Origin of the sequence: Rheinheimera sp. UJ51 (assembly GCF_020819615.1) — a bacterium.
In the GTDB taxonomy this organism is placed as follows: domain Bacteria; phylum Pseudomonadota; class Gammaproteobacteria; order Enterobacterales; family Alteromonadaceae; genus Alishewanella; species Alishewanella maricola.
The window spans coordinates 1-20,122 of the sequence record NZ_JAJHOG010000012.1; the positions used below are offsets into that span (position 1 = coordinate 1).

Consider the following 20,122-nt stretch of genomic DNA (forward strand, 5'->3'; position numbering starts at 1 on the left):
GCGTCCTACTTCTTACTACCTGGACGCCGAGAGCGATGTTATCCTCGCTGCCTAAAGTCGAGTAAGCAGAAATACCCTGTCCGAAAGAAAAATGCCGGCCAGCTTAACTGACCGGCATTAAGCTTGTTAGCTGGCCTTTTTTATTGACGTGCCTTTATTAGCAGCGCTCTAAGGTGATAAAACGATGAGCTAAAGGGTTGCTATCACTTTGTGGCACAACATCCTCACTCGTGATCTGCCAAGGCCCTACCGCTTGATAATCTGGGAAGAAAGCATCGCCTGGTGTGTCTAAGGCAATTTCAGTCAAATATAAGCGCTGCGCTAAAGGTAAGCACTGGCGGTAAATGTCAGCACCACCAATAATCATCACTTCTGGCACATCGGCTACTAACGCTAAAGCTTGTTCAACGCTATTCACCCATTCTACGTTACAGTTAGCCGGTACCGGCTGACGACTGATCACGATATTACGACGCCCCGGTAAAGGACGACCAATGGATTCAAAGGTTTTGCGCCCCATCAATACCGGCTTACCCGAAGTCATGGCTTTAAAATGCTTTAAATCGGCCGGCAAATGCCAAGGCATCTGATTATTCAAACCGATTACGCGATTGGCCGCCATCGCTGCGATCATAGCTATTTGCATAAGGCTAACTCAGCGCTGATAAATCACTTCGACATCATAGTCATCATCGTCGAAATCATCGTCGTCATCCAAGTCATCTTCCAATGCTGCCGCTTCTTCGTGGTAATCATCCCACTTAAAGGTAACAGGATCAGCAATAGGATCAGCGACTTCTTCGGCAGGTAATTCTTCAATGTAACTTAAGATATCTTTAGATAAACGCGCGGTGTTTTCACGTGACGCGGCTGAAATCTTAAAGACCGGGCCTTGCCAATCAATGGCTTTAGTGACCTCAGCAATGATTTCATCTAACTCTTCTTCTAATACTAAATCCAGTTTATTAAATACTAACCAGCGAGGCTTCGCCGCTAATTTTGTACTGTATTTATGTAATTCTTCAATGATGGTTTTGGCATTCTCGGCCGGATCGGAACCGTCAGCAGGCAACACATCGACCACATGTAATAACAAGCGACAACGTTCTAAATGCTTTAAGAATTGGATCCCCAAACCCGCACCTTCTGCAGCACCGGCAATTAAACCAGGAATATCGGCAATCACAAAAGAGCGATGAGATTCAACCCGTACTACGCCTAAATTAGGCACTAAGGTGGTAAAAGGATAATCGGCCACTTTCGGTTTAGCTGCTGACACGGCGCGGATTAACGTTGATTTGCCCGCATTGGGTAAGCCTAACAATCCTACATCAGCTAACAATAATAATTCTAAGCGTAAATTACGGATTTCACCTGGCGTACCATTGGTTTTTTTACGTGGCGTGCGGTTTGTGCTACTAGCAAAACGGGCGTTACCTAAACCATGCCAACCGCCTTTAGCGACCATCAGCTTTTTACCGTTTGCTGTTAAATCGCCAATCACTTCTTCCGTATCGGCATCCACAGCACGCGTTCCAACAGGCACTCTTAATACTAAGTCGGCACCCCGTTTACCGGTACAGTTAACGCTACCGCCGTTTTCACCGCGTTCAGCTTCGTGAAACTTTTCAAATTGGTAGTCTACCAAGGTGTTAAGGTTTTCATCTGCTAGTAGGTAAACATCACCACCATCACCACCGTCACCGCCATTTGGGCCGCCTTTGGAAATAAACTTTTCCCGTAAAAAACTGATAATACCGTTACCGCCGTCGCCGGCTTCAACACGGATTATCGCTTCATCAACAAACTTCATGAGGTGCGTCCTGATTAACTGTGATCTGGTTTGACTTAGTTTTACTGTTGCTCAGTATAACGCATGTCAGACAGTGGAGAAAATTTATAATAAAAAACCCCGCTCTAGGCGGGGTTTTTTGTAACCATCCAGCTTACTCGCTGACGATGCTTACATATCTACGATTGTGCTCGCCTTTCACTTCAAACTTCACTTTACCTTCAGTTAAAGCGAATAAAGTGTGGTCTTTACCGATACCAACGTTGCTGCCTGGGTGGAATTTAGTGCCACGCTGACGAACAATAATGCTACCAGATAAAACTGATTCACCACCAAAGCGCTTAACACCTAAGCGTTTAGCTTCTGAATCGCGACCGTTACGAGTGCTACCTACACCTTTCTTACTTGCCATGTGTCGATACTCCTGTTACGCGCTGATGCTGGTGATTTTCACTTCAGTGAACCATTGACGATGGCCCATCTGTTTACGTGAATGCTTACGACGACGGAACTTGACGATCTTGATCTTATCGCCACGGCCATGGTTGACCACTTCCGCTACTACTTTACCACCTTCAACTAAAGGGGCGCCGATACTGATTTCTTCGCCATTAGCGATCATCAGTGGGATAAATTCGATTTTTGCGCCGGTTTCTAAGTCTAGTTTCTCTAGACGAAGAGTTTGACCTTCCGTCACACGGTGCTGTTTGCCACCACTTTGGAAAACCGCGTACATAGTTAACTCCGTACAAAGCACGCCAACGCTTTTTAAATTTAAGGGGCGTGTTAATTCAATTCACAGGGCGCGAATTGTACGCAATTTCCCCCAGTGCCGCAAGCACAATTATTAAAAAGATCTGGCTGTGGCCATTCTAACGCAGCAAGGCCTGTTCAGCCAACTTCAAGGCGGTTAGGGCTAGGCGCGGCATTGCGGGTAGAAAGGGACTATTTTCAGCTGCTGCATCAGCGCATTGGCCGCCTAAGCACCGCCCCAAAAGATCAATTCTGGATGTCGTTACAGGCTTTTGCGCACCGCTAAAACGACATTTAAAGGCTTCACATTAGTGCTGTTTACTCGCAAGCCGAACATTTATCAGAAAAAGGGATCCGTACTATCGCCGAAAAGGATCCAGATTTCATTTTAGCCCGCAGTTTGAATAGTGTAGAATCATCAGCATTCATTACTTTAGCAGTTAGAAGCAGATGACGCTCGACGAAATACAGCAACTCTCCGCAGACGATATGGCCGCGGTCAATCAGCATATTTTTTCTCAACTTAGCTCTGATGTGGCGCTGATTAATCAACTGGGTATCTACATTGTAAATAGTGGTGGCAAACGTTTGCGGCCGTTATTGGCGGTACTGGCCGCCAGAGCCTTGGGCTACCAAGGAACACAACATCTGAGCATTGCCGCTATTGTGGAGTTTATTCATACCTCCACTTTGCTACATGATGACGTCGTCGATGAGTCGACTATGCGCCGTGGCAAAGAAACCGCTAATGCACTGTTTGGCAATCAAGCCAGCGTGTTAGTCGGCGACTTTTTATACAGCCGCTCTTTTCAAATGATGGTTGAGCTGAACAATATGCGCGTAATGCAAGTATTAGCGAATGCCACCAATATCATTGCAGAGGGTGAAGTATTACAGTTGATGAACATCAACGACCCTACCACTACTGAAGAAAACTACCTGCAAGTTATCTACTGCAAAACAGCAAAATTATTTGAGGCCGCTACCCAACTTGCCGCCATCATCACTGCACAGCCCGACTCGGTTGAACAAGCCATGAAAGCCTATGGCATGCACCTAGGCACGGCCTTTCAGTTAATTGATGATGTATTAGATTACCAAGCCGATGCCGCTGAACTGGGCAAAAATATTGGTGATGATCTTGCCGAAGGTAAACCCACGCTGCCATTAATTCATGCGATGCGTCATGGCTCAGCCATACAGCAACAATTGATTAGCGATGCGATTACCGAGCGCAATGGTATGCAGCATTTGCCAGAGATTATGGCCGCGCTGCACGAAACGGGCGCTTTTGATTACACCCGGCAGCTGGCACAGCAAGAAGCATTAAAAGCGCAACAGGCTTTAGCCGAGTTAGCACCTTCGCCTTTTAAGCAGGCTTTAGTTGCCTTGGCAGACATTGCGGTGTCACGCAGCCATTAAGGCTTTATCAGGGCCACTCATTGCAATAAAAAAGGCGCGTTATGCGCCTTTTTTAAACTGAGTTAAACTTAGTTTTTGTTGACAAACTCTTCGCCTAAAGCGATGTCTGCTTTTAACGTTCCCAGCATATCGTTCATGGCTTTTTCTTCAAAAGCACTTAATTGACCGATTGGCAGTAATTGCTCAACGCCGTTTTTACCCAGCACTAATGGCTGAGCGAAGAAACGTGCATGTTCACCCGCACCTTCAACGTAAGCATATTCATTTACTGTTTCGCCCTGTAAACCTTTCACTAAAGAAATACAGAAACGCGCAGCGGCCTGACCCATTGATAAGGTTGCTGATCCGCCACCGGCTTTTGCTTCAACAACTTCGGTACCCGCATTTTGGATACGCGTTGTTAAGGCTGCCACTTCATCATCGCTGAAGCTCACGCCAGAAACTTGAGACAGTAAAGGCAGGATCGTTGTACCGCTGTGGCCACCGATTACTGGCACAGTGATTTCAGTTGGGTTTTTACCTTTTAAGGCTGCAACAAAGGTTTCAGCGCGGATCACGTCCAGTGTAGTTACACCGAATAAGCGACGTGCATCATAAGTACCGGCTTTCTTGAACACTTCTGCCGCAATGGCCACAGTGGTGTTCACTGGGTTAGTGATAATACCGACTAACGCTTTAGGGCACTGCTCAACGATAGCTTCAGCTAATGTTTTCACTACGCCAGCATTGATGTTGAACAGATCAGAACGATCCATACCCGGCTTACGTGGCATGCCCGCAGGGATCATCACGATGTCGGCACCGGCTAATGCCGTGTTCAGATCTTCTTTACCATAACCCGTTACGTTTACTGCTGTAGGAATGTGGCTCAGATCAACCGCAACACCAGGAGTAACAGGAGCCAGATCATATAAGGCTAAGTCTGTGCCGGCAGGTAAATCTAACTTCAGTAACAACGACAGTGCCTGGCCAATACCACCGGCAGCACCTAATACGGCAACTTTCATGCTTCTCTCCAATTATACAGTTCAGAATAACCGCGCCAACAATACTGAAATGACGCTCAAAATACAAATGTCTTACGCCTAAAGTCTAAGCCTTTTTTCAGATAAAGTAGACAGATGTCACCTACCGCAGCTTAACCAAGCTATTTTAGCGCAGTCACTGCTATTGTGGCGTTAAATTTGATAGTATCAAACACAGTAAATATTGCTGAACCGAGAGCCATGACCAAACAAAACCGCCAAGAAGCCCTGATCCATGCCTTTAAAGCCTTGTTAAAAACAGAAAGCTTCGGCTCTCAAGGTGAAATTGTTGATGCCCTCAAGCATGATGGCTTTGACAATGTAAGCCAATCAAAAGTCTCGCGCATGCTGAGTAAATACGGCGCGGTTCGTACCCGTAATGCCAAACAAGAAATGGTTTACACCTTACCGCCTGAACTGGGCGTACCGACGACCAAAAGCCCATTGCGTCAGCTGGTACTGGATATTGAACATAACGATGTGATGATTATCATCCGTACCAGTCCCGGTGCCGCACAACTTATTGCGCGCTTGCTGGATTCTGTTGGCAAAGCCGAAGGCGTATTGGGTACTATCGCTGGCGACGATACCATTTTTATCGCGCCGATCAGCGTGAAAAATATCGATTTTACCTTACAAAAAGTCACCGAATTATTCGAGAAGGTGTGATGATTGCGCCGTAAATTCACCGCGGGCGGCGGCTTCCATAAAAGTGATTGAAGGGACAAAAAACGCCGCTGCAAGATCAATACGGCAAAAATCGAGTAAGCCATCGTAAATACCCGATTGCTGTAAACCCAATTTACTGCGCCAGAGCCGACTAAAAACATCACTTTCGGCACTAAAACATACTTGTAATGCACCTTGCGTATGCAAACTGGCATAAGGCATGTTTTGCTCGAGCAACATCGCATTATTTGGCGCTAATACCACATGTTGTGCCGTTAAATGACTACTACGGATTTCAGCATCCGCTGCGCACTTTTTACCATCGAGCTTTTGATAACCCATGATGGCTTCTTGTTGCTCCGTGCTTAATTGTAACCAATGTTTTTGATCTAATTGTAATCGATAGAAATAAAGATAACTGCCACCAGCAAAAACAGCATCGTTAAGCGCATCCACAAGCGCCGCTTTGCGCCGCTTGATGCCGCGTGGATTCGTTGGGGCATCGATAAAGCCCGTTAATTGCCGACCGTCCAGATAGCGGAACCCTGATAAATTTTCGACAATTTCGACATTAGGACTAATCAACTGATAGATTTGTTGCAGCGCGATGTAATTAACATCAGTCCGATCTGAGCGCACTTGGATGAATAAATCCGCCATACTGTGGCTCACTTGAAAATGCTCTGAGCGAAACTCGGGAAACGCACTAAGACCGGCCGGCCGCTGCCAAGGATACAGGCTATCCCAAAAATGACTGCTAATGGCGACCACACCGCTGAGCATAGCTTCGGAGAAGTGATCGGCTAAACGATTTATTATCTGCGGCAGCCGCGTTAGTTTTTGCCGCAGCATGGCTTCTTGGCCATCTAACACATTGATGAGCAGATAACTGCCATGTAAATTCGCTTCTGCACAAATTCCTAATTGTTCGCGTGCCATGTCGTTCCTTCAGTGTTTTCTGTCACCATTATCGCTTGCTAAAGTAGAAGGTCAATCCCCAGTGTGACTAATCGCCTGCCTTTGTGTGCGAGATCTCTCACAAAGCAGGTAGCCAAAGCGCTTTATATCTGCACTAATTAGAAAGCCTTTAATTTAAACTATTGATATTAAATATCTATTTTTGATTTACACTTTATTGCAAAGATAAGACAATTTTTCCAATTACAGAAAACCCCTCCTGTTTTATGCTGATAAAGGCATAATGAACACATCGAAGGAACGATAGCTGAAAGGATTTCAGTAGCAGCAAGGTCGCGGTACAGGATGTTCCCGGTAATGGATATTACCAGATGCAGGATAGCATAGGGACAGCATTAGGACATCTTCAGGATGAAGAAAACTCGGCAGGATGAAAGAGTAAGAACGGACAGCCTTGGATGGCAATATTTCGCTTGTAGCTGCAGGATGCGGCCAGGCAGACAGTAATAGGGATAACGCTATTGTCGCGGGACCAGTCATCGGAGATGACGGCAGGATGCACCTTCACACCGCGGATTATGGTGTGACAAGGACACTGACATGATGTCAGCGAGTAATGGATACGCTTGCAGGATGCAGCACGGAAGCACTTTTCAGTCGATTAAGGAATGATCACTGCAATGGATGCAAAATTGAAACTGGGCCGCACTTGTGCGGCCTTTTTCTTTTATGCTATTGGCCATCTTAGCCTATTACTCAGCTGAAATTGTCTGGCTTAGCCTGCCACCTTTTATGCGCTTTTCCGCGGCCTCATCGCACAACAGGTTCAATCTGCTACTACCGCCCCCCCTTACTTTAAGCACGATGACAGACTGACTATTCACGCTCAGGTTGTTGTTATCAAACGTTGTCAGCCCATGCTGTTAAATACGAAACCGGGTAACCCTGCTGAGTAAACATGCAGCATGGCTCTACTGAATTAAAACACGTTTACGTTGTTAATCGCGTTTCTTGCACATAAAAAAACCCCGCTGCCAGTAGCAACGGGGTGTCAAATAGGACAAAGGACAAGGATAGACAGAGGTGGGTCACGTTTAGTGTTGCTGGCTAGAAACTAAGTTTACTGATGCTAACAACACAGGCTCTTGGAGGGTGCCACCGACACCCGCCAAGCTGCTTACTTTACCGAGGCAACAAACTCAGGGTAGGCTTCAATACCACACTCAGAGCTGTCAACGCCTTCATATTCTGCTTCTTCGCTAACTCGAATACCCATAACCAGTTTCAGGACATACCAAGCGATGAAGCTTGTTACGAATACCCAAACGAAGATGGTTAAAGCACCAATGATCTGGCCACTGAACGTGCTGTCAGAGTTCGTGATAGGCACTAACAACAAACCAAACAGACCGATAACACCGTGTACAGAGATAGCACCGACTGGATCATCAATTTTCGCTTTATCTAACGCCAGGATTGAAGCAACCACTAACACACCAGCAACAGCACCGAATAAAGTGGCTTGTAATGGCGAAGGAGTAGAAGGTTCAGCCGTAATCGCTACCAGACCCGCTAAGGCACCGTTTAAGGCCATGGTTAAATCAGCTTTACGGAATAACAGCACTGAGGTAATCAGCGCGGCAACAGCACCGGCAGCAGCAGCGGCATTGGTATTTAAGAACACCATAGCAACACTGTGAGCATTGGCAATATCACCCAGTTTTAATACTGAGCCACCGTTGAAACCAAACCAACCCATCCACAATACTAAAGTACCTAAGGCTGCCAGAGGCATGTTGGCGCCAGGGATAGCGTTGACTTTACCGTCTTTACTGTATTTGCCTTTACGAGCACCTAACAAAATAACACCCGCTAAAGCTGCAGCAGCACCCGCCATATGTACAATGCCCGAACCCGCAAAGTCAGAGAAACCTAAGTCGCCCAAGTTGTATAAACCAAATACGTCTTTACCGCCCCAAGTCCAGCCACCTTCAATAGGGTAGATCACGCCGGTCATCACAACCGCGAACACTAAGAAAGCCCATAACTTCATCCGCTCAGCAACGGCGCCTGACACGATTGACATGGCAGTAGCAACAAACACGACTTGGAAGAAGAAGTCAGATGCACCAGAGTAAACTGAGTCACCCGTAAAATCATTTTGTTCTGCAAAAGAGGCTAAGGTGGCATCGACGTCGATTTCTGCAATACCTTGTAAGAAGATACCGCCATCGTACATAAAGTAGTAACCACACACTAAATACATAATGCAGGCAATAGAATAAAGCGCGACGTTTTTAGTTAAAATTTCAGTGGTATTTTTAGCACGGACTAAACCCGCTTCTAGCATGGTAAAACCGGCGGCCATCCACATGACCAACACCCCACAAATTAAAAAGTAGAAGGTGTCCATGGCAAACTGTAAGTGATAAATTTGTTCTTGCATGTTAAGGCTCCTTAAATCGCTTCGGCGTCGGTTTCACCCGTCCGAATACGGACGGCTTGTTCGAGGTTGTAAACGAAAATTTTTCCGTCACCTATCCGACCGGTATGAGCCGCTTTTTGAATGGCTTCAAGTAAACGTTCTACCTGATCATCTTGGGTCGCAATTTCCAGTTTTACCTTTGGCAGGAAATCAACCTGATACTCAGCTCCACGATATAATTCGGTGTGGCCTTTCTGCCGACCAAAACCTTTTACTTCTGTCACCGTTAAACCTTCTACACCAATGTCCGCGATGGCTTCACGAACATCATCCAGTTTGAACGGCTTGATGATGGCACAAACAAGCTTCATGATGGTTTTCCTTATCGACTAATTTTTGTGATTGCACCGTTATATAAGAAAACCTTGTGCCAACTTTTATTTACTGATAAAAAACAAAAGCTTAAGCAATTCCCACCAAATTCAAAGCAAAAAAAAGCACCATAATGGTGCATTTATTCCCGTAGACTGTGCAGCTCTCTTCGCTTAACCGCCGCTTAAAAACTGCTGCCAGGCCTGTAGCAGTTTCACTAAATCTTCCAAACCACATTGGGTTTGCATGCCATGATCATCCAGCGATAACGCTTCTTCATCAAGCTCGGCTGAGGTATGTTGCCTCGTGTCCCCCGCTTCATAAAATAGGGTGTTATGCCTTAAGGTCACCTCGGCATGTTCCACTTCGAGTAGATATTCTTTTCCTTGGTAGCGCAAAGTGTCATAGGCTTTTAAGGCCTGCAATTGGCTTAACAGCGGTTGATAGGCCGAAGCTTGCTGGCCAAATTCGTCCAATAAAAAGCGCGCTAACACATCGTGTTCAGCACTGAGTTTTAAGCTAAATTGCCGGGTGGCCCGATCATAAGTAAAGTCGTATTCCATGCACTATTCCGTTAACACGCACTGCCAGAGCGCCCGCGGCACAAGCCACAACAGGTTGGCGTATCGTATTTGTCTGAGGCGAAGAATTTTACCTGATTTCATGCGGCTTGGTTGGCTAAATAGCAGGTTTTATGCGCTAAGCCAGTCAATAGCGGCAGTTAGCACAGTATTGATTAAGTCGACAGGATAACCGACACGGCTCAGCAGCCTTGTCACCCAGTGCGATGTCAGCCGTGGCTTTGTAGGAAGATTGCGTATAAAAAAGGCCTGCATTCAGCAGGCCTTGTGCAAACAGTTTGCTGACTACACAGCTTGCTGAATAATCACGTTGTCTGCTTTTTTAGTGTATTGCGACATCTTATGGAAGTTCAGGTAACGATAAGTATCGGCTGCCGTAGCATCGATCTGTTTCGCGTACTCTAAGTATTCCGCTACTGTCGGTAACTTACCGATAATAGAAGCGACCGCAGCTAACTCGGCTGATGCTAAATAAACATTCGCCCCCTGACCTAAACGGTTCGGGAAGTTACGAGTAGACGTTGAGACGACTGTCGACTTCTCAGCTACGCGAGCTTGGTTACCCATACACAGTGAGCAACCTGGCATTTCAGTGCGCGCACCGACTTTACCGAAGATGCTGTAGTAACCTTCTTCCGTTAACTGTGCTTGGTCCATCTTAGTCGGCGGAGCGATCCATAACCGCGTGGGCAACTGGCCTTTATATTTGTCCAGTAATTTACCCGCAGCACGGAAGTGACCAATGTTGGTCATACAAGAACCGATAAACACTTCATCAATCTTGTCGCCTGCTACTTCAGACAATAAACGCGCATCATCTGGGTCATTTGGTGCACAAAGTACCGGCTCTTTAATGTCAGCGAGGTCAATTTCAATCACTTCAGTATATTCTGCATCAGCATCAGCAGACATTAACTGTGGATCTTTCAACCAAGCTTGCATCGCTTGAATACGGCGCTCGATAGTACGAACATCACCATAGCCTTCAGAAATCATCCACTTCAACATCACGATGTTTGATTCAAGATATTCGGCAATGGATTCTTCTGACAACTTAATAGTACAACCGGCAGCAGAACGCTCCGCAGACGCATCTGATAATTCAAAAGCTTGCTCTACCGTTAAGGTTGGTAAGCCTTCAATTTCTAAAATGCGGCCAGAGAAGATGTTCTTCTTACCTTTCTTATCAACCGTTAACAGACCTTTTTGGATCGCTACGTACGGAATGGCATGCACTAAGTCACGTAAGGTAATGCCTGGCTGCATTTCGCCTTTAAAGCGGACTAATACCGATTCAGGCATATCAAGCGGCATAACACCCGTTGCCGCAGCGAAAGCGACTAAGCCTGAACCCGCTGGGAACGAAATACCAATTGGGAAGCGTGTATGCGAATCACCACCCGTACCCACTGTATCCGGCAGTAACATGCGGTTTAACCAGCTGTGGATAATACCGTCACCTGGGCGCAGTGCCACACCGCCACGATTCATAATGAAATCTGGTAGTGTGTGGTGGGTGTCAACATCAACAGGCTTCGGATACGCGGCCGTGTGACAGAAAGACTGCATGGTTAAATCGGCGGTGAAGCCTAAACAGGCTAAGTCTTTTAATTCATCACGGGTCATGGGGCCAGTCGTGTCTTGCGAACCTACGGTGGTCATTTTCGGTTCACAGTAAGTACCAGGACGCACGCCTTTCACGCCGCAAGCTTTACCTACCATTTTCTGCGCTAAGGTGAAGCCTTTGCCAGAATCTGTTTTGGGTAAGGGACGACGGAATTTGTCTGAATGACCTAATTTTAAAAACTCACGAGCACGGTCAGTTAAACCACGACCGATAATTAATGGAATACGGCCACCAGCACGAACTTCATCAATTAATACGTCAGTTGCTAAGCTGAACTCGGCTAATACTTCGTCAGTACCATGGCGAACCACTTTGCCTTCGAATGGCAGAATATCGATCACATCGCCCATTTCTAAGTTACTTACATCGACTTCGATAGGTAATGCGCCAGAGTCTTCCATGGTGTTGAAGAAGATAGGAGCAATTTTGCCACCTAACACAAAACCACCGCCACGCTTGTTTGGCACGTAAGGAATATCATCACCCATAAACCACAAAACCGAGTTAGTGGCAGATTTACGCGATGAACCCGTACCCACTACGTCACCAACATAAGCCAGTGGGTAGCCTTTTTTATTCAGTTCTTCTAGCTGCTTGATTGGGCCAACAGTACCTGGCTCATCCGGGTTGATGCCTTCACGGGCATTTTTCAACATGGCTAAAGCGTGCAGAGGAATATCTGGACGTGACCAAGCATCTGGTGCTGGAGATAAATCATCCGTGTTGGTTTCGCCAGACACTTTAAATACGGTAACCGTAATTTTCTCAGCTAAAGCCGGTTTGGCTTCAAACCACTCGGCATCGGCCCAGCTTTGAACGACTTGCTTCGCATACTCGTTACCCGCATCGGCTTTGTCAGTAACATCATGGAAAGCATCAAAAATCAGTAAGGTGTGCGATAACGCTTTAGCAGCGATCGGCGCGAGCTTGGCATCATCTAATAAACTGATTAGTGGCTCGATGTTGTAACCACCCATCATGGTACCTAACAACTCGGTAGCACTCTCAGCGTCGATTAACGGGCTGGTTGCTTCGCCTTTCGCGAGTGCGGCTAAAAAGCCCGCTTTTACATAAGCAGCTTCATCAACACCTGGTGGTACGCGGTTGATAAGCAAATCTAAAATGAATTCTTCCTCACCTTTTGGTGGGTTTTTCAAAAGCTCAATTAAGGCAGCTACTTGCTCTGCGTTTAACGGCTTGGCAGGGATCCCTTGTTCGGCGCGTTCGGCCACGTGTTCACGATATTCTTGTAGCACAGTAATGTCCTCTCAGTCGTTGCTTTGCAGTCTGGTCACTGCAACGTCATGCTGTTGAATGTATGGGCTCAATTATAAGAAAGATCAAGGCAAAAGCCTAATAGCATAATAACTGACCTGCTTATACTGGTTATAACTTTGCTGAATACAAAGGGTCAGTCATACTCATTTTATTTATAGTGGACCGACCAAACATACTAAAAAGCTGCGCCTGTCATACCTTGCCTCTTGCAAAGATCGAACAGGTCGCAGCCGCAGTGTAGCAGAAGTATGCTGACTTTGCTTAAGCGCGTGTGGTTACCAAATTTTTACGCGTTGCGCTTCTGGCAGATACATCGCATCGCCTTCTTTAATATCAAATGCCGTATAAAACTCAGGCATATTCGGCAATACACCAATTACCCGATAATGCGCAGGTGAATGCGGGCCGGTGCTTAATTGCCGACGTAACGCCTCTTCACGGAACTTAGTACGCCATACCTGCGCCCAGCTAATAAAGAAGCGTTGTTCACCGGTAAAGCCATCTAAAGTTGGCGCGTCTTTACCCGCTAATGACAACTGATACGCTTTTAACGCGACGGTCATGCCGCCTAAGTCACCGATGTTTTCGCCTAAGGCAACAGCACCGTTCACATTGACACCGGGTAAAGGTTCAAAGTTGTTGTACTGACCAATCAGCTTAGCACCCCGTGCTTGAAATTGTGCTTTATCTTGTTCAGTCCACCAGTTACGTAAGTTACCGTCGCCATCGTACTTTGCGCCTTGGTCGTCAAAACCATGACCAATTTCGTGACCAATCACCGCACCGATACCGCCATAGTTGACGGCGTCATCCGCTGCCATATTGAAAAATGGCGGCTGTAAAATAGCCGCTGGGAACACAATTTCGTTGTTCACAGGGTTGTAGTAGGCATTAACAGTTTGCGGCGTCATAAACCATTCGTCTTTATCGATAGGCTGGCCTAACTTGCTGGTCATCTCTGCATAAGCCCAATGACTGGCTCTAACAAAGTTACCCACTAAATCATCTGCTTTAATCTCTAAGGTGGAATAATCTTTCCACTTGTTTGGGTAACCAATTTTTGGTGTGAATTTGCTCAGTTTATCCAGCGCAGCAACTTTGGTTTCTTCGCCCATCCACTCCAGGTTTTTGATGGAAACTTCATAGGCTTTAATGACATTGGCCACCAGCTGTTCCATCCGCGCTTTGGCTTCTGGGCTAAAATGCTGTTCAACATACAACTTACCGGTTAACTCACCTAAAACCTGATCAGCCGCGTCTACCGCACGTTTCCAGCGTGGCTGTTGTTCTTGAATACCACTTAAGGTTTTGCCATAGAACTCAAAACGGCGATCAGCAAAGTTGCTGCTGAGTTTGTCAGCAAAGCCATTAATCGTTTTGCTGGTTAAATAATCTTGCCAGCTTTGCAGATCTGTTTCAGCAATCACTTTAGCTAATCCAGCAAAGTAAGACGGCTGACGCACAATCAGCTCATCCACGTTGTTTAACTGCATGGCCTTGGCATAGGCCTGCCAATCAAAGCTGCCCACTAAGCTGTCTAATTCGCTGGCGGCAATTTTGTTGTAAGTTTTGTCGGCATTGCGATTATCTAAACGGGTCCAGTGATGTTCCGCCAAAGCTTTTTCTAGGTTATATACCCGCATCGCCGCTGCTTTTGCATCAGGTGCGCCAGCAAGCGCAAACATATCGGTTAAATAGGTTTGATATTGATTGATGATCGTCAGCGAGGCTTCATCGTCTTTAAAATAGTAATCACGATCCGGTAAACCTAAACCACCTTGATTGAGGTAAACCGCATATTCGGTAGAGTTTTTTGCATCATTATTGATAAACCAACCAAAAGGAATACTAACGCCATCACGCTGTAAACTCGCGAATAATTCAGCTAACTGCGCTTTGTCTTTTAACCCTTTAATCGCGTCTAATTGTGGTGTTAAGGGGGATAAACCTAATTCCTCAATCACGCTTTCATTCATAAAGCTATTGTAAAAACTGCCCAGTTTCTGCTCATCAGAGCCAGCAACTAAATCGGTTTTCGCTGCAACTTGATCGATAATATCTTTGACCGCTTGTTGTGAGCGATCGGCTAATACGTGAAAAGAACCATAAGTTGCTTTATCTGCAGGGATCGGGGTTTCGGCTAACCATTTACCATTAACCGCTAAAAAGAAGTCTTGGCTAAAAGCGACGTTTTCATCAAAGTTTTGTTGATCAATACCAGACACCAAAGGTGCTGCGGCAACTTGGCTTTGTGTCGTTGTTTCTGGCGTTGTCGGTTGTTTACTACAAGCCGTTAAACCTAATGCTAGCGCAACGGCGCCAGCAACGAGTGTACATTTTTTCATTCTTATATCCTGTTCTACATGGAGGTTGTGCGCATCATCTTACGCGCTATGTTCAGTGTTGCCAATTTGCGCCAATGACTAAGTTGTAACAAGGTATTAAACCGATGGCTCAGTCGACATCGCATGCTCTCCCAGTTCAAAAATCACACTGGCGCGCCCCACTAATAGCGGATCAGGCGCACAAGCCACTTCGGCATTGCGATTTTGATACGGCAAGCATTGCAATACATAACGCAACGCATTAAGCCGTGCCCGTTTTTTACAATCTGACTTAATGACTGACCAAGGGGCGTAGGACGTGTCTGTGTTGGCAAACATGGCTTCTTTTGCATGGGTGTAATCATGCCATTTGTCTAACGAGGCAAGATCGACCGGGCTCAGTTTCCACTGCTTAAGCGGATGCGCTTCACGCTCGGTAAAACGACGCCGTTGCTCGTCTTGACTGACCGAAAACCATAACTTTATTAAATGAATACCACTGCGCACTAAATGCCGTTCGAACTCGGGCGCTTGTATCATAAATTCATGATACTCATCATTGCTGCAAAACCCCATAACATGCTCAACGCCTGCACGGTTATACCAAGAGCGGTCAAACAACACGATTTCACCCTTTGTTGGCAACTCAGCCACATAACGTTGAAAATACCATTGGCCTTGCTCTGCCTCACTGGGCTTGTCTAACGCCACAACCCGAGCACCACGTGGATTTAAATGTTCCATAAAGCGTTTAATGGCGCCGCCTTTCCCTGCCGCATCGCGCCCTTCAAATAAAATCACCACCCGCTGCCCGGTTTCTTTCACCCAACGCTGCAACTTCAGTAATTCGACTTGTAAATGATATTTTTGCTTTTCATAGGTTTTACGATTTAAGCGATTGACATATGGATAACCGCCTTCGCGCCAATTGGAGGTTAACTCGGTATCGGCTTTTTCACGGCGTTTTTCACTTAAGATTGATTCTCCACGATTCAAGGCTTTGCTTAATTCAGCTAAATCGTCCGGCGAGACTCCTTCTAACATCGCCAGTAAATGCTCAGACAATTTGTCCATATCACCGGCAGCTTGAGCGGCAATAATATCTTCTATTGCCACGGCTTTTGCTTGTTGGCTGGCGGTGAGCCGTTGCTCTACTTGCTCGGCAAGCACGTCATGCTGGGCTGCGACTGTGGCGTCTGGTTGTACTTTTTTAGGGGGTGGCGTTGCCGCCATCTGTGGTTTTTTGCTCATGCTAAATCCTTTGTTTCTGCATAACGTTGCGCTTTATTTCGTGAGCGCAGGGCATTGATAGCAACTTGGAGAGCGAGGGCAACTACCTCCTCTGGCACAGATTAATTGTGCTGGTTTGCTCATGCTGCGACTAACCCAATTAATATTTAAGATATTGGCTACCCGTTTTAATGTGGTCTGGATCGACTGAGGTACCACGGCCGCACCACCATATTGCTGACACCGCGCTTTCATATCTTGTGCTAAAGCCGCAGCATCCAGCCCTTGCGCATTAAGCGCGGGGTTGAGATCAATGCCAGCACACAACACATGCTGATTGCCGGCTAAGTCTTGTACCTTGGTCGATTCGCAACAATAGATCCGTGGCTCACCTTGCACATCTAACAGCGATAATTGCGCCGAACTGCCACTGTCTTTAACCTCAAACATGCGAAACACGGCCCAATGCTGACAAGGGTCGACCACTTGGCGCATATTGCCCCAAGGCAGAGGGATGCCATTACCACGATACACCGCCTTTAATTTACCGGGGCTGTAAGCATCAAAGTAATGCCAATGCGGATAAGGTGACACCGCGGTCATGCGGCGCATCGCCACCGAAGCCGATACCTCGGCTTGCAAATGACTGGCAATTTCATAACCACGCCGCTCTAGTAATTGCCGAAACGCTTGCTTTGGACACAACAAGGCGCCAGCAAAAAAGCTCGATTCAAAGTCACGCCACGCATGCAAAATATCTTGCGGTGCCATAGTGCTACTATCGGCAAACACATCATCATGCGCCCCGCCTACCGCCATCGCGTTTTTTACGCCATCTTTGTTATGTAAAACGGCATGGCCAATATGCACAGCTAATTCATACTTTAAGCGAGTAGGCCACTGCTGCAAAATACGATTTAAATGTAAGCTATTGGGCGGTACAAAAAAGGAAGTACCAATATTATTAGATTTCACACCTAACTCATCAACGAGCTCGCGTGGCACTTCATCAAACCACTGAATTTTTAAGCCTAACTGCTGCACTATCGCCATGAGCTCATCGACAGATAAAGGTAGACGTTTTTGCCCTACCTCTTCGGCAGCACGCTCTAATTCCGGAAAATGATTCTGGTGATGCTCCTGATGCGCCCGAATTAACAGTTGCGCAAACTGCCGACCACTGGTACCCGTTTGTGACAACATTTCTGGGATGGCAATTTGCAAAATATCGGGGCTGAATAAAAAGCTCGGCTCTAATGGCATACCATTGAGGCCACCTTTTGCGGTTTTGGGCAGCACTAAATCTTGCTCTTCAGCCTCACCGTCTAAAAACCAATCTAAGTCTTTTTGAAAAACCTGCGCGATAACTTCCAGCATTTCGATACTCGGAACCCGTTTACCACGCTCGATCATCGATAAATAGGATACCGACGGCGCCGACTCAGGATTAACACGCACACAACGTGTCGACAGATCTTCTATCGTTAAGTTATTGCGTTTTCTCAGGTTTCTAATTTTAGTGCCCAAGAAATGTGATTTGCGGATCAAGCTTTTATTTATTTTCATTTTGTAAAATTTACACTGTGAAATTTTTATTGTGAAATTACGCTTAAATTTAATCTAGACTGTTTTTCAAGCGATAGCAAAACTATCTGCAATAAAAGCCTTATCAGAGGCTCCACACTTCGTACCCGATGAGGAAATAATTATGACGACGTTAGCCACTTCAACACAGCCGATACAAATCGATCACGATATTACGATGATCACGCAACTGAACGACAGCCATGTAAAACAGATCATGGATTACTCTAAAGGCTTTTTGGATAAAACCTTTCCTTTGGCTCACGGTTCGCACAAGGCAGTAGCCAGCTATGTCGTATATTACCAACAGTTACTGGCCTTTTTCGTGGATGGCAGCACCAGTGGCCTAGCGGATCCAGCGCAATTTATTGGCTTAAATGGTCACCGTGAAGCACCTGAGTCGTTGTTACTGCAAAACCAAGGTCGCCATGTTGAGTTGATTTTGAATAAAAGTGGCAGCCAAGGTCAGCGTGACCTAGCGGGTATTGATGATATTCAATTACAAACCACCGATCCGGTATGTCATTGGTTTAGCATGATCACCGGCCGGCAAGTCAGTTGTCGTTGCCGTGGTGATAAAAGCTTCACCGCCAAAGATGGCAGTACTTATCAAATTTAACGCCACATCATGACCAAAAGCGCAGCAAATTGCTGCGCTGCGTGTTTCTAGCTTCAGGCAGCCTATTCAAAAAATTGACCAGCCCCGCCAGCACTGCTATTAATAAACAATTATTTTTCAAGTTGGCAACTTTGTGAGATGACGATGCGTAAATCACTGCTTTGGGTATTGCTTGCACTAATCGCTATATTCAGTGCCTTTCAGGCGGGAAAGTGGATAGGTAAAAATATGGCGCTGCCAGTGCCAGAACATTTACCGGCACCAACAAACGCAATCGAAACTGAAGCAGCCATCTCCAGTTCTGCTTTAGCAAGCACCGTTAAGGCCTTGCCCGACACGGTAAATAAAACAACGGATACACCTGAAACTACTGAGGGAAGTCACGATTTTACCGGCACTGTAGAACCGTTCGATTTACGCCAAGTGCTGCCACAAACAGACGGCAGTGCTTCGATTGAGCTGAACCAGGCTTTTTTATCGCTGAGTAAAGCACAGTTACAAGAGGCGATGTGGCTACTAGAGCAACACGTTACTCATACCAGCAGTTATGATCGCCAAAAACGACTACAGCAACAATTACAAGCCGTACAGTTGGGGCAACTGCAGCAGCTCAATTGTTCCGACTCACTTTGTGTTGCCTTGTTAACCTTTAACGATGCGTCAGCGCAAAAAGCAGCAAACCTGACACTGGGTTTGCTTAGCTTGCAGGAACAAGGGCAATCCACTTTATTACAAAAAAATACTTCGCAGCATTATGCCAGCTTCTTACTGTTATACGGCTGGCCATCACCCAAAAAAAACGCCTGACACTAAGCCAGGCGTTGTTTGTAGCAAACTCAAGTTATTCTGCCGTTTGCATTGCGATTTCTTGACCTTCATTGATACTGAAGGTTAAACGCTCTAAGTTAGCCGCTGTTAAAGCGGAATCGTTTAAACGTACTGCTAGCATAAAGTCTTGTAATGCCGCCACTTTGTCACCGGCTAATAACTTAATCACACCACGGTTGTTTAACGCTAAAGCGCGCATTTCACGTTTAGCTGAGCCCGTAACCGCTTTTAAGGTTGCGGCACGATATACGGCGTTGTCACACGCTGTGGCGGCTAAGTCTAATTCGTTCATCCGGCTATAAGCGACACATAGACTAACTTGGCCATAAAACGACTCAGTGTCAGCCTGCGACGGCGCTTGGGCGGAAGCAATGGCTTTGTCATACTGACCTGCCTGAATAAATTCAGCGCCAGGTGCATTGTCAATTAAAGCCATCTTGTAGCCCGTGCTCGCGGCAGAAGCGAGTAATGGACTTGACGACAACAGTACCACCGCCATACGGGTAATAAATTTACGAGTTGAAATAGTCATGTCTGGTCTCTCCTGCAAAATTAATTTGATGTGCCGTTATTGCTGGGCACGTAATAAAGTTACAAGATCCTGTAAGTTCCGACAAACGAGAAGAAATGAATGAATAGATTAATTAAATTAATCTATAATAGAAAATTTCAAGA

At 46.2% G+C, this 20,122-nt stretch carries 18 protein-coding genes; 4 read left to right on the forward strand and 14 right to left on the reverse strand.

Annotated features, from left to right (window positions below; translation table 11 throughout):
• Window positions 1–157: 157 nt before the first annotated feature.
• From folA to rplU, 4 genes are all read right to left on the reverse strand, one after another.
• Complete coding sequence (folA, locus tag LMJ53_RS13710) at window positions 158–646, reverse strand: type 3 dihydrofolate reductase (protein ID WP_229587528.1); 489 nt, start codon at window positions 644–646, stop codon at window positions 158–160.
• Between the two features lie 9 nt (window positions 647–655).
• Window positions 656–1,813, reverse strand: a complete 1,158-nt coding sequence (cgtA, locus tag LMJ53_RS13715; RefSeq protein WP_226751991.1) for an Obg family GTPase CgtA — start codon at window positions 1,811–1,813, stop codon at window positions 656–658.
• Window positions 1,814–1,946: 133 nt separating this feature from the next.
• Window positions 1,947–2,204 carry a 50S ribosomal protein L27 gene (gene rpmA, locus LMJ53_RS13720; RefSeq protein ID WP_226751990.1) on the reverse strand — a complete coding sequence of 86 codons (258 nt, stop codon included), beginning with the start codon at window positions 2,202–2,204 and terminating at the stop codon, window positions 1,947–1,949.
• 15 nt (window positions 2,205–2,219) lie between these two features.
• Window positions 2,220–2,528, reverse strand: a complete 309-nt coding sequence (gene rplU, locus LMJ53_RS13725) for a 50S ribosomal protein L21 (protein ID WP_226751989.1) — start codon at window positions 2,526–2,528, stop codon at window positions 2,220–2,222.
• A 467-nt stretch (window positions 2,529–2,995) separates the two neighbouring features.
• On the opposite strand from rplU, the gene ispB reads away from it, so the two are divergent.
• Window positions 2,996–3,967 (forward strand): octaprenyl diphosphate synthase, encoded by a 972-nt coding sequence (ispB, locus tag LMJ53_RS13730; protein ID WP_229587530.1) that lies wholly within the window; start codon window positions 2,996–2,998, stop codon window positions 3,965–3,967.
• 68 nt (window positions 3,968–4,035) lie between these two features.
• Here the strand turns inward: ispB and mdh are convergent, their stop codons facing one another.
• Window positions 4,036–4,974, reverse strand: coding sequence for a malate dehydrogenase (gene mdh / locus LMJ53_RS13735; protein ID WP_226751987.1), 939 nt, complete (start codon window positions 4,972–4,974; stop codon window positions 4,036–4,038).
• 219 nt (window positions 4,975–5,193) lie between these two features.
• On the opposite strand from mdh, the gene argR reads away from it, so the two are divergent.
• On the forward strand, window positions 5,194–5,661 hold the full coding sequence (gene argR / locus LMJ53_RS13740; RefSeq protein WP_226751986.1) for a transcriptional regulator ArgR: 468 nt from the start codon (window positions 5,194–5,196) through the stop codon (window positions 5,659–5,661).
• Here argR and LMJ53_RS13745 read toward each other — a convergent pair.
• From LMJ53_RS13745 to LMJ53_RS13780, 8 genes are all read right to left on the reverse strand, one after another.
• Entirely contained in the window at window positions 5,644–6,600 is a 957-nt protein-coding gene (locus tag LMJ53_RS13745) for a Dyp-type peroxidase (RefSeq protein WP_229587531.1), read from the reverse strand. The two genes, argR and LMJ53_RS13745, sit on opposite strands and share 18 nt — an antisense overlap.
• 1,156 nt (window positions 6,601–7,756) lie before the next feature.
• The gene (locus LMJ53_RS13750) at window positions 7,757–9,025 is read right to left on the reverse strand and encodes an ammonium transporter (RefSeq protein WP_229587533.1); all 1,269 of its coding nucleotides are present in this window, start codon (window positions 9,023–9,025) and stop codon (window positions 7,757–7,759) included.
• Between the two features lie 11 nt (window positions 9,026–9,036).
• Window positions 9,037–9,375: a P-II family nitrogen regulator gene (gene glnK, locus LMJ53_RS13755; protein ID WP_226751983.1), complete on the reverse strand. Its 339-nt coding sequence runs from the start codon at window positions 9,373–9,375 to the stop codon at window positions 9,037–9,039.
• Window positions 9,376–9,549: 174 nt separating this feature from the next.
• The gene (locus LMJ53_RS13760) at window positions 9,550–9,939 is read right to left on the reverse strand and encodes a YacL family protein (RefSeq protein ID WP_229587535.1); all 390 of its coding nucleotides are present in this window, start codon (window positions 9,937–9,939) and stop codon (window positions 9,550–9,552) included.
• Between the two features lie 303 nt (window positions 9,940–10,242).
• Window positions 10,243–12,840, reverse strand: coding sequence for a bifunctional aconitate hydratase 2/2-methylisocitrate dehydratase (gene acnB / locus LMJ53_RS13765; RefSeq protein ID WP_229587537.1), 2,598 nt, complete (start codon window positions 12,838–12,840; stop codon window positions 10,243–10,245).
• Between the two features lie 297 nt (window positions 12,841–13,137).
• Entirely contained in the window at window positions 13,138–15,207 is a 2,070-nt protein-coding gene (locus LMJ53_RS13770) for a M13 family metallopeptidase (protein WP_229587546.1), read from the reverse strand.
• Window positions 15,208–15,303: 96 nt separating this feature from the next.
• Entirely contained in the window at window positions 15,304–16,437 is a 1,134-nt protein-coding gene (ppk2, locus tag LMJ53_RS13775; RefSeq protein ID WP_229587555.1) for a polyphosphate kinase 2, read from the reverse strand.
• A 33-nt stretch (window positions 16,438–16,470) separates the two neighbouring features.
• Window positions 16,471–17,982 (reverse strand): DUF3612 domain-containing protein, encoded by a 1,512-nt coding sequence (locus LMJ53_RS13780; protein WP_226751978.1) that lies wholly within the window; start codon window positions 17,980–17,982, stop codon window positions 16,471–16,473.
• A 142-nt stretch (window positions 17,983–18,124) separates the two neighbouring features.
• Between LMJ53_RS13780 and LMJ53_RS13785 the strand changes: the two genes are divergently transcribed.
• Complete coding sequence (locus tag LMJ53_RS13785; RefSeq protein ID WP_229587557.1) at window positions 18,125–18,619, forward strand: malate synthase; 495 nt, start codon at window positions 18,125–18,127, stop codon at window positions 18,617–18,619.
• Window positions 18,620–18,763: 144 nt separating this feature from the next.
• Window positions 18,764–19,426, forward strand: a complete 663-nt coding sequence (locus LMJ53_RS13790; protein ID WP_229587559.1) for a hypothetical protein — start codon at window positions 18,764–18,766, stop codon at window positions 19,424–19,426.
• Between the two features lie 34 nt (window positions 19,427–19,460).
• On the opposite strand, the gene LMJ53_RS13795 is transcribed toward LMJ53_RS13790, so the two are convergent.
• Window positions 19,461–19,979, reverse strand: coding sequence for a hypothetical protein (locus tag LMJ53_RS13795; protein WP_229587561.1), 519 nt, complete (start codon window positions 19,977–19,979; stop codon window positions 19,461–19,463).
• Between the last annotated feature and the right edge of the window lie 143 nt (window positions 19,980–20,122).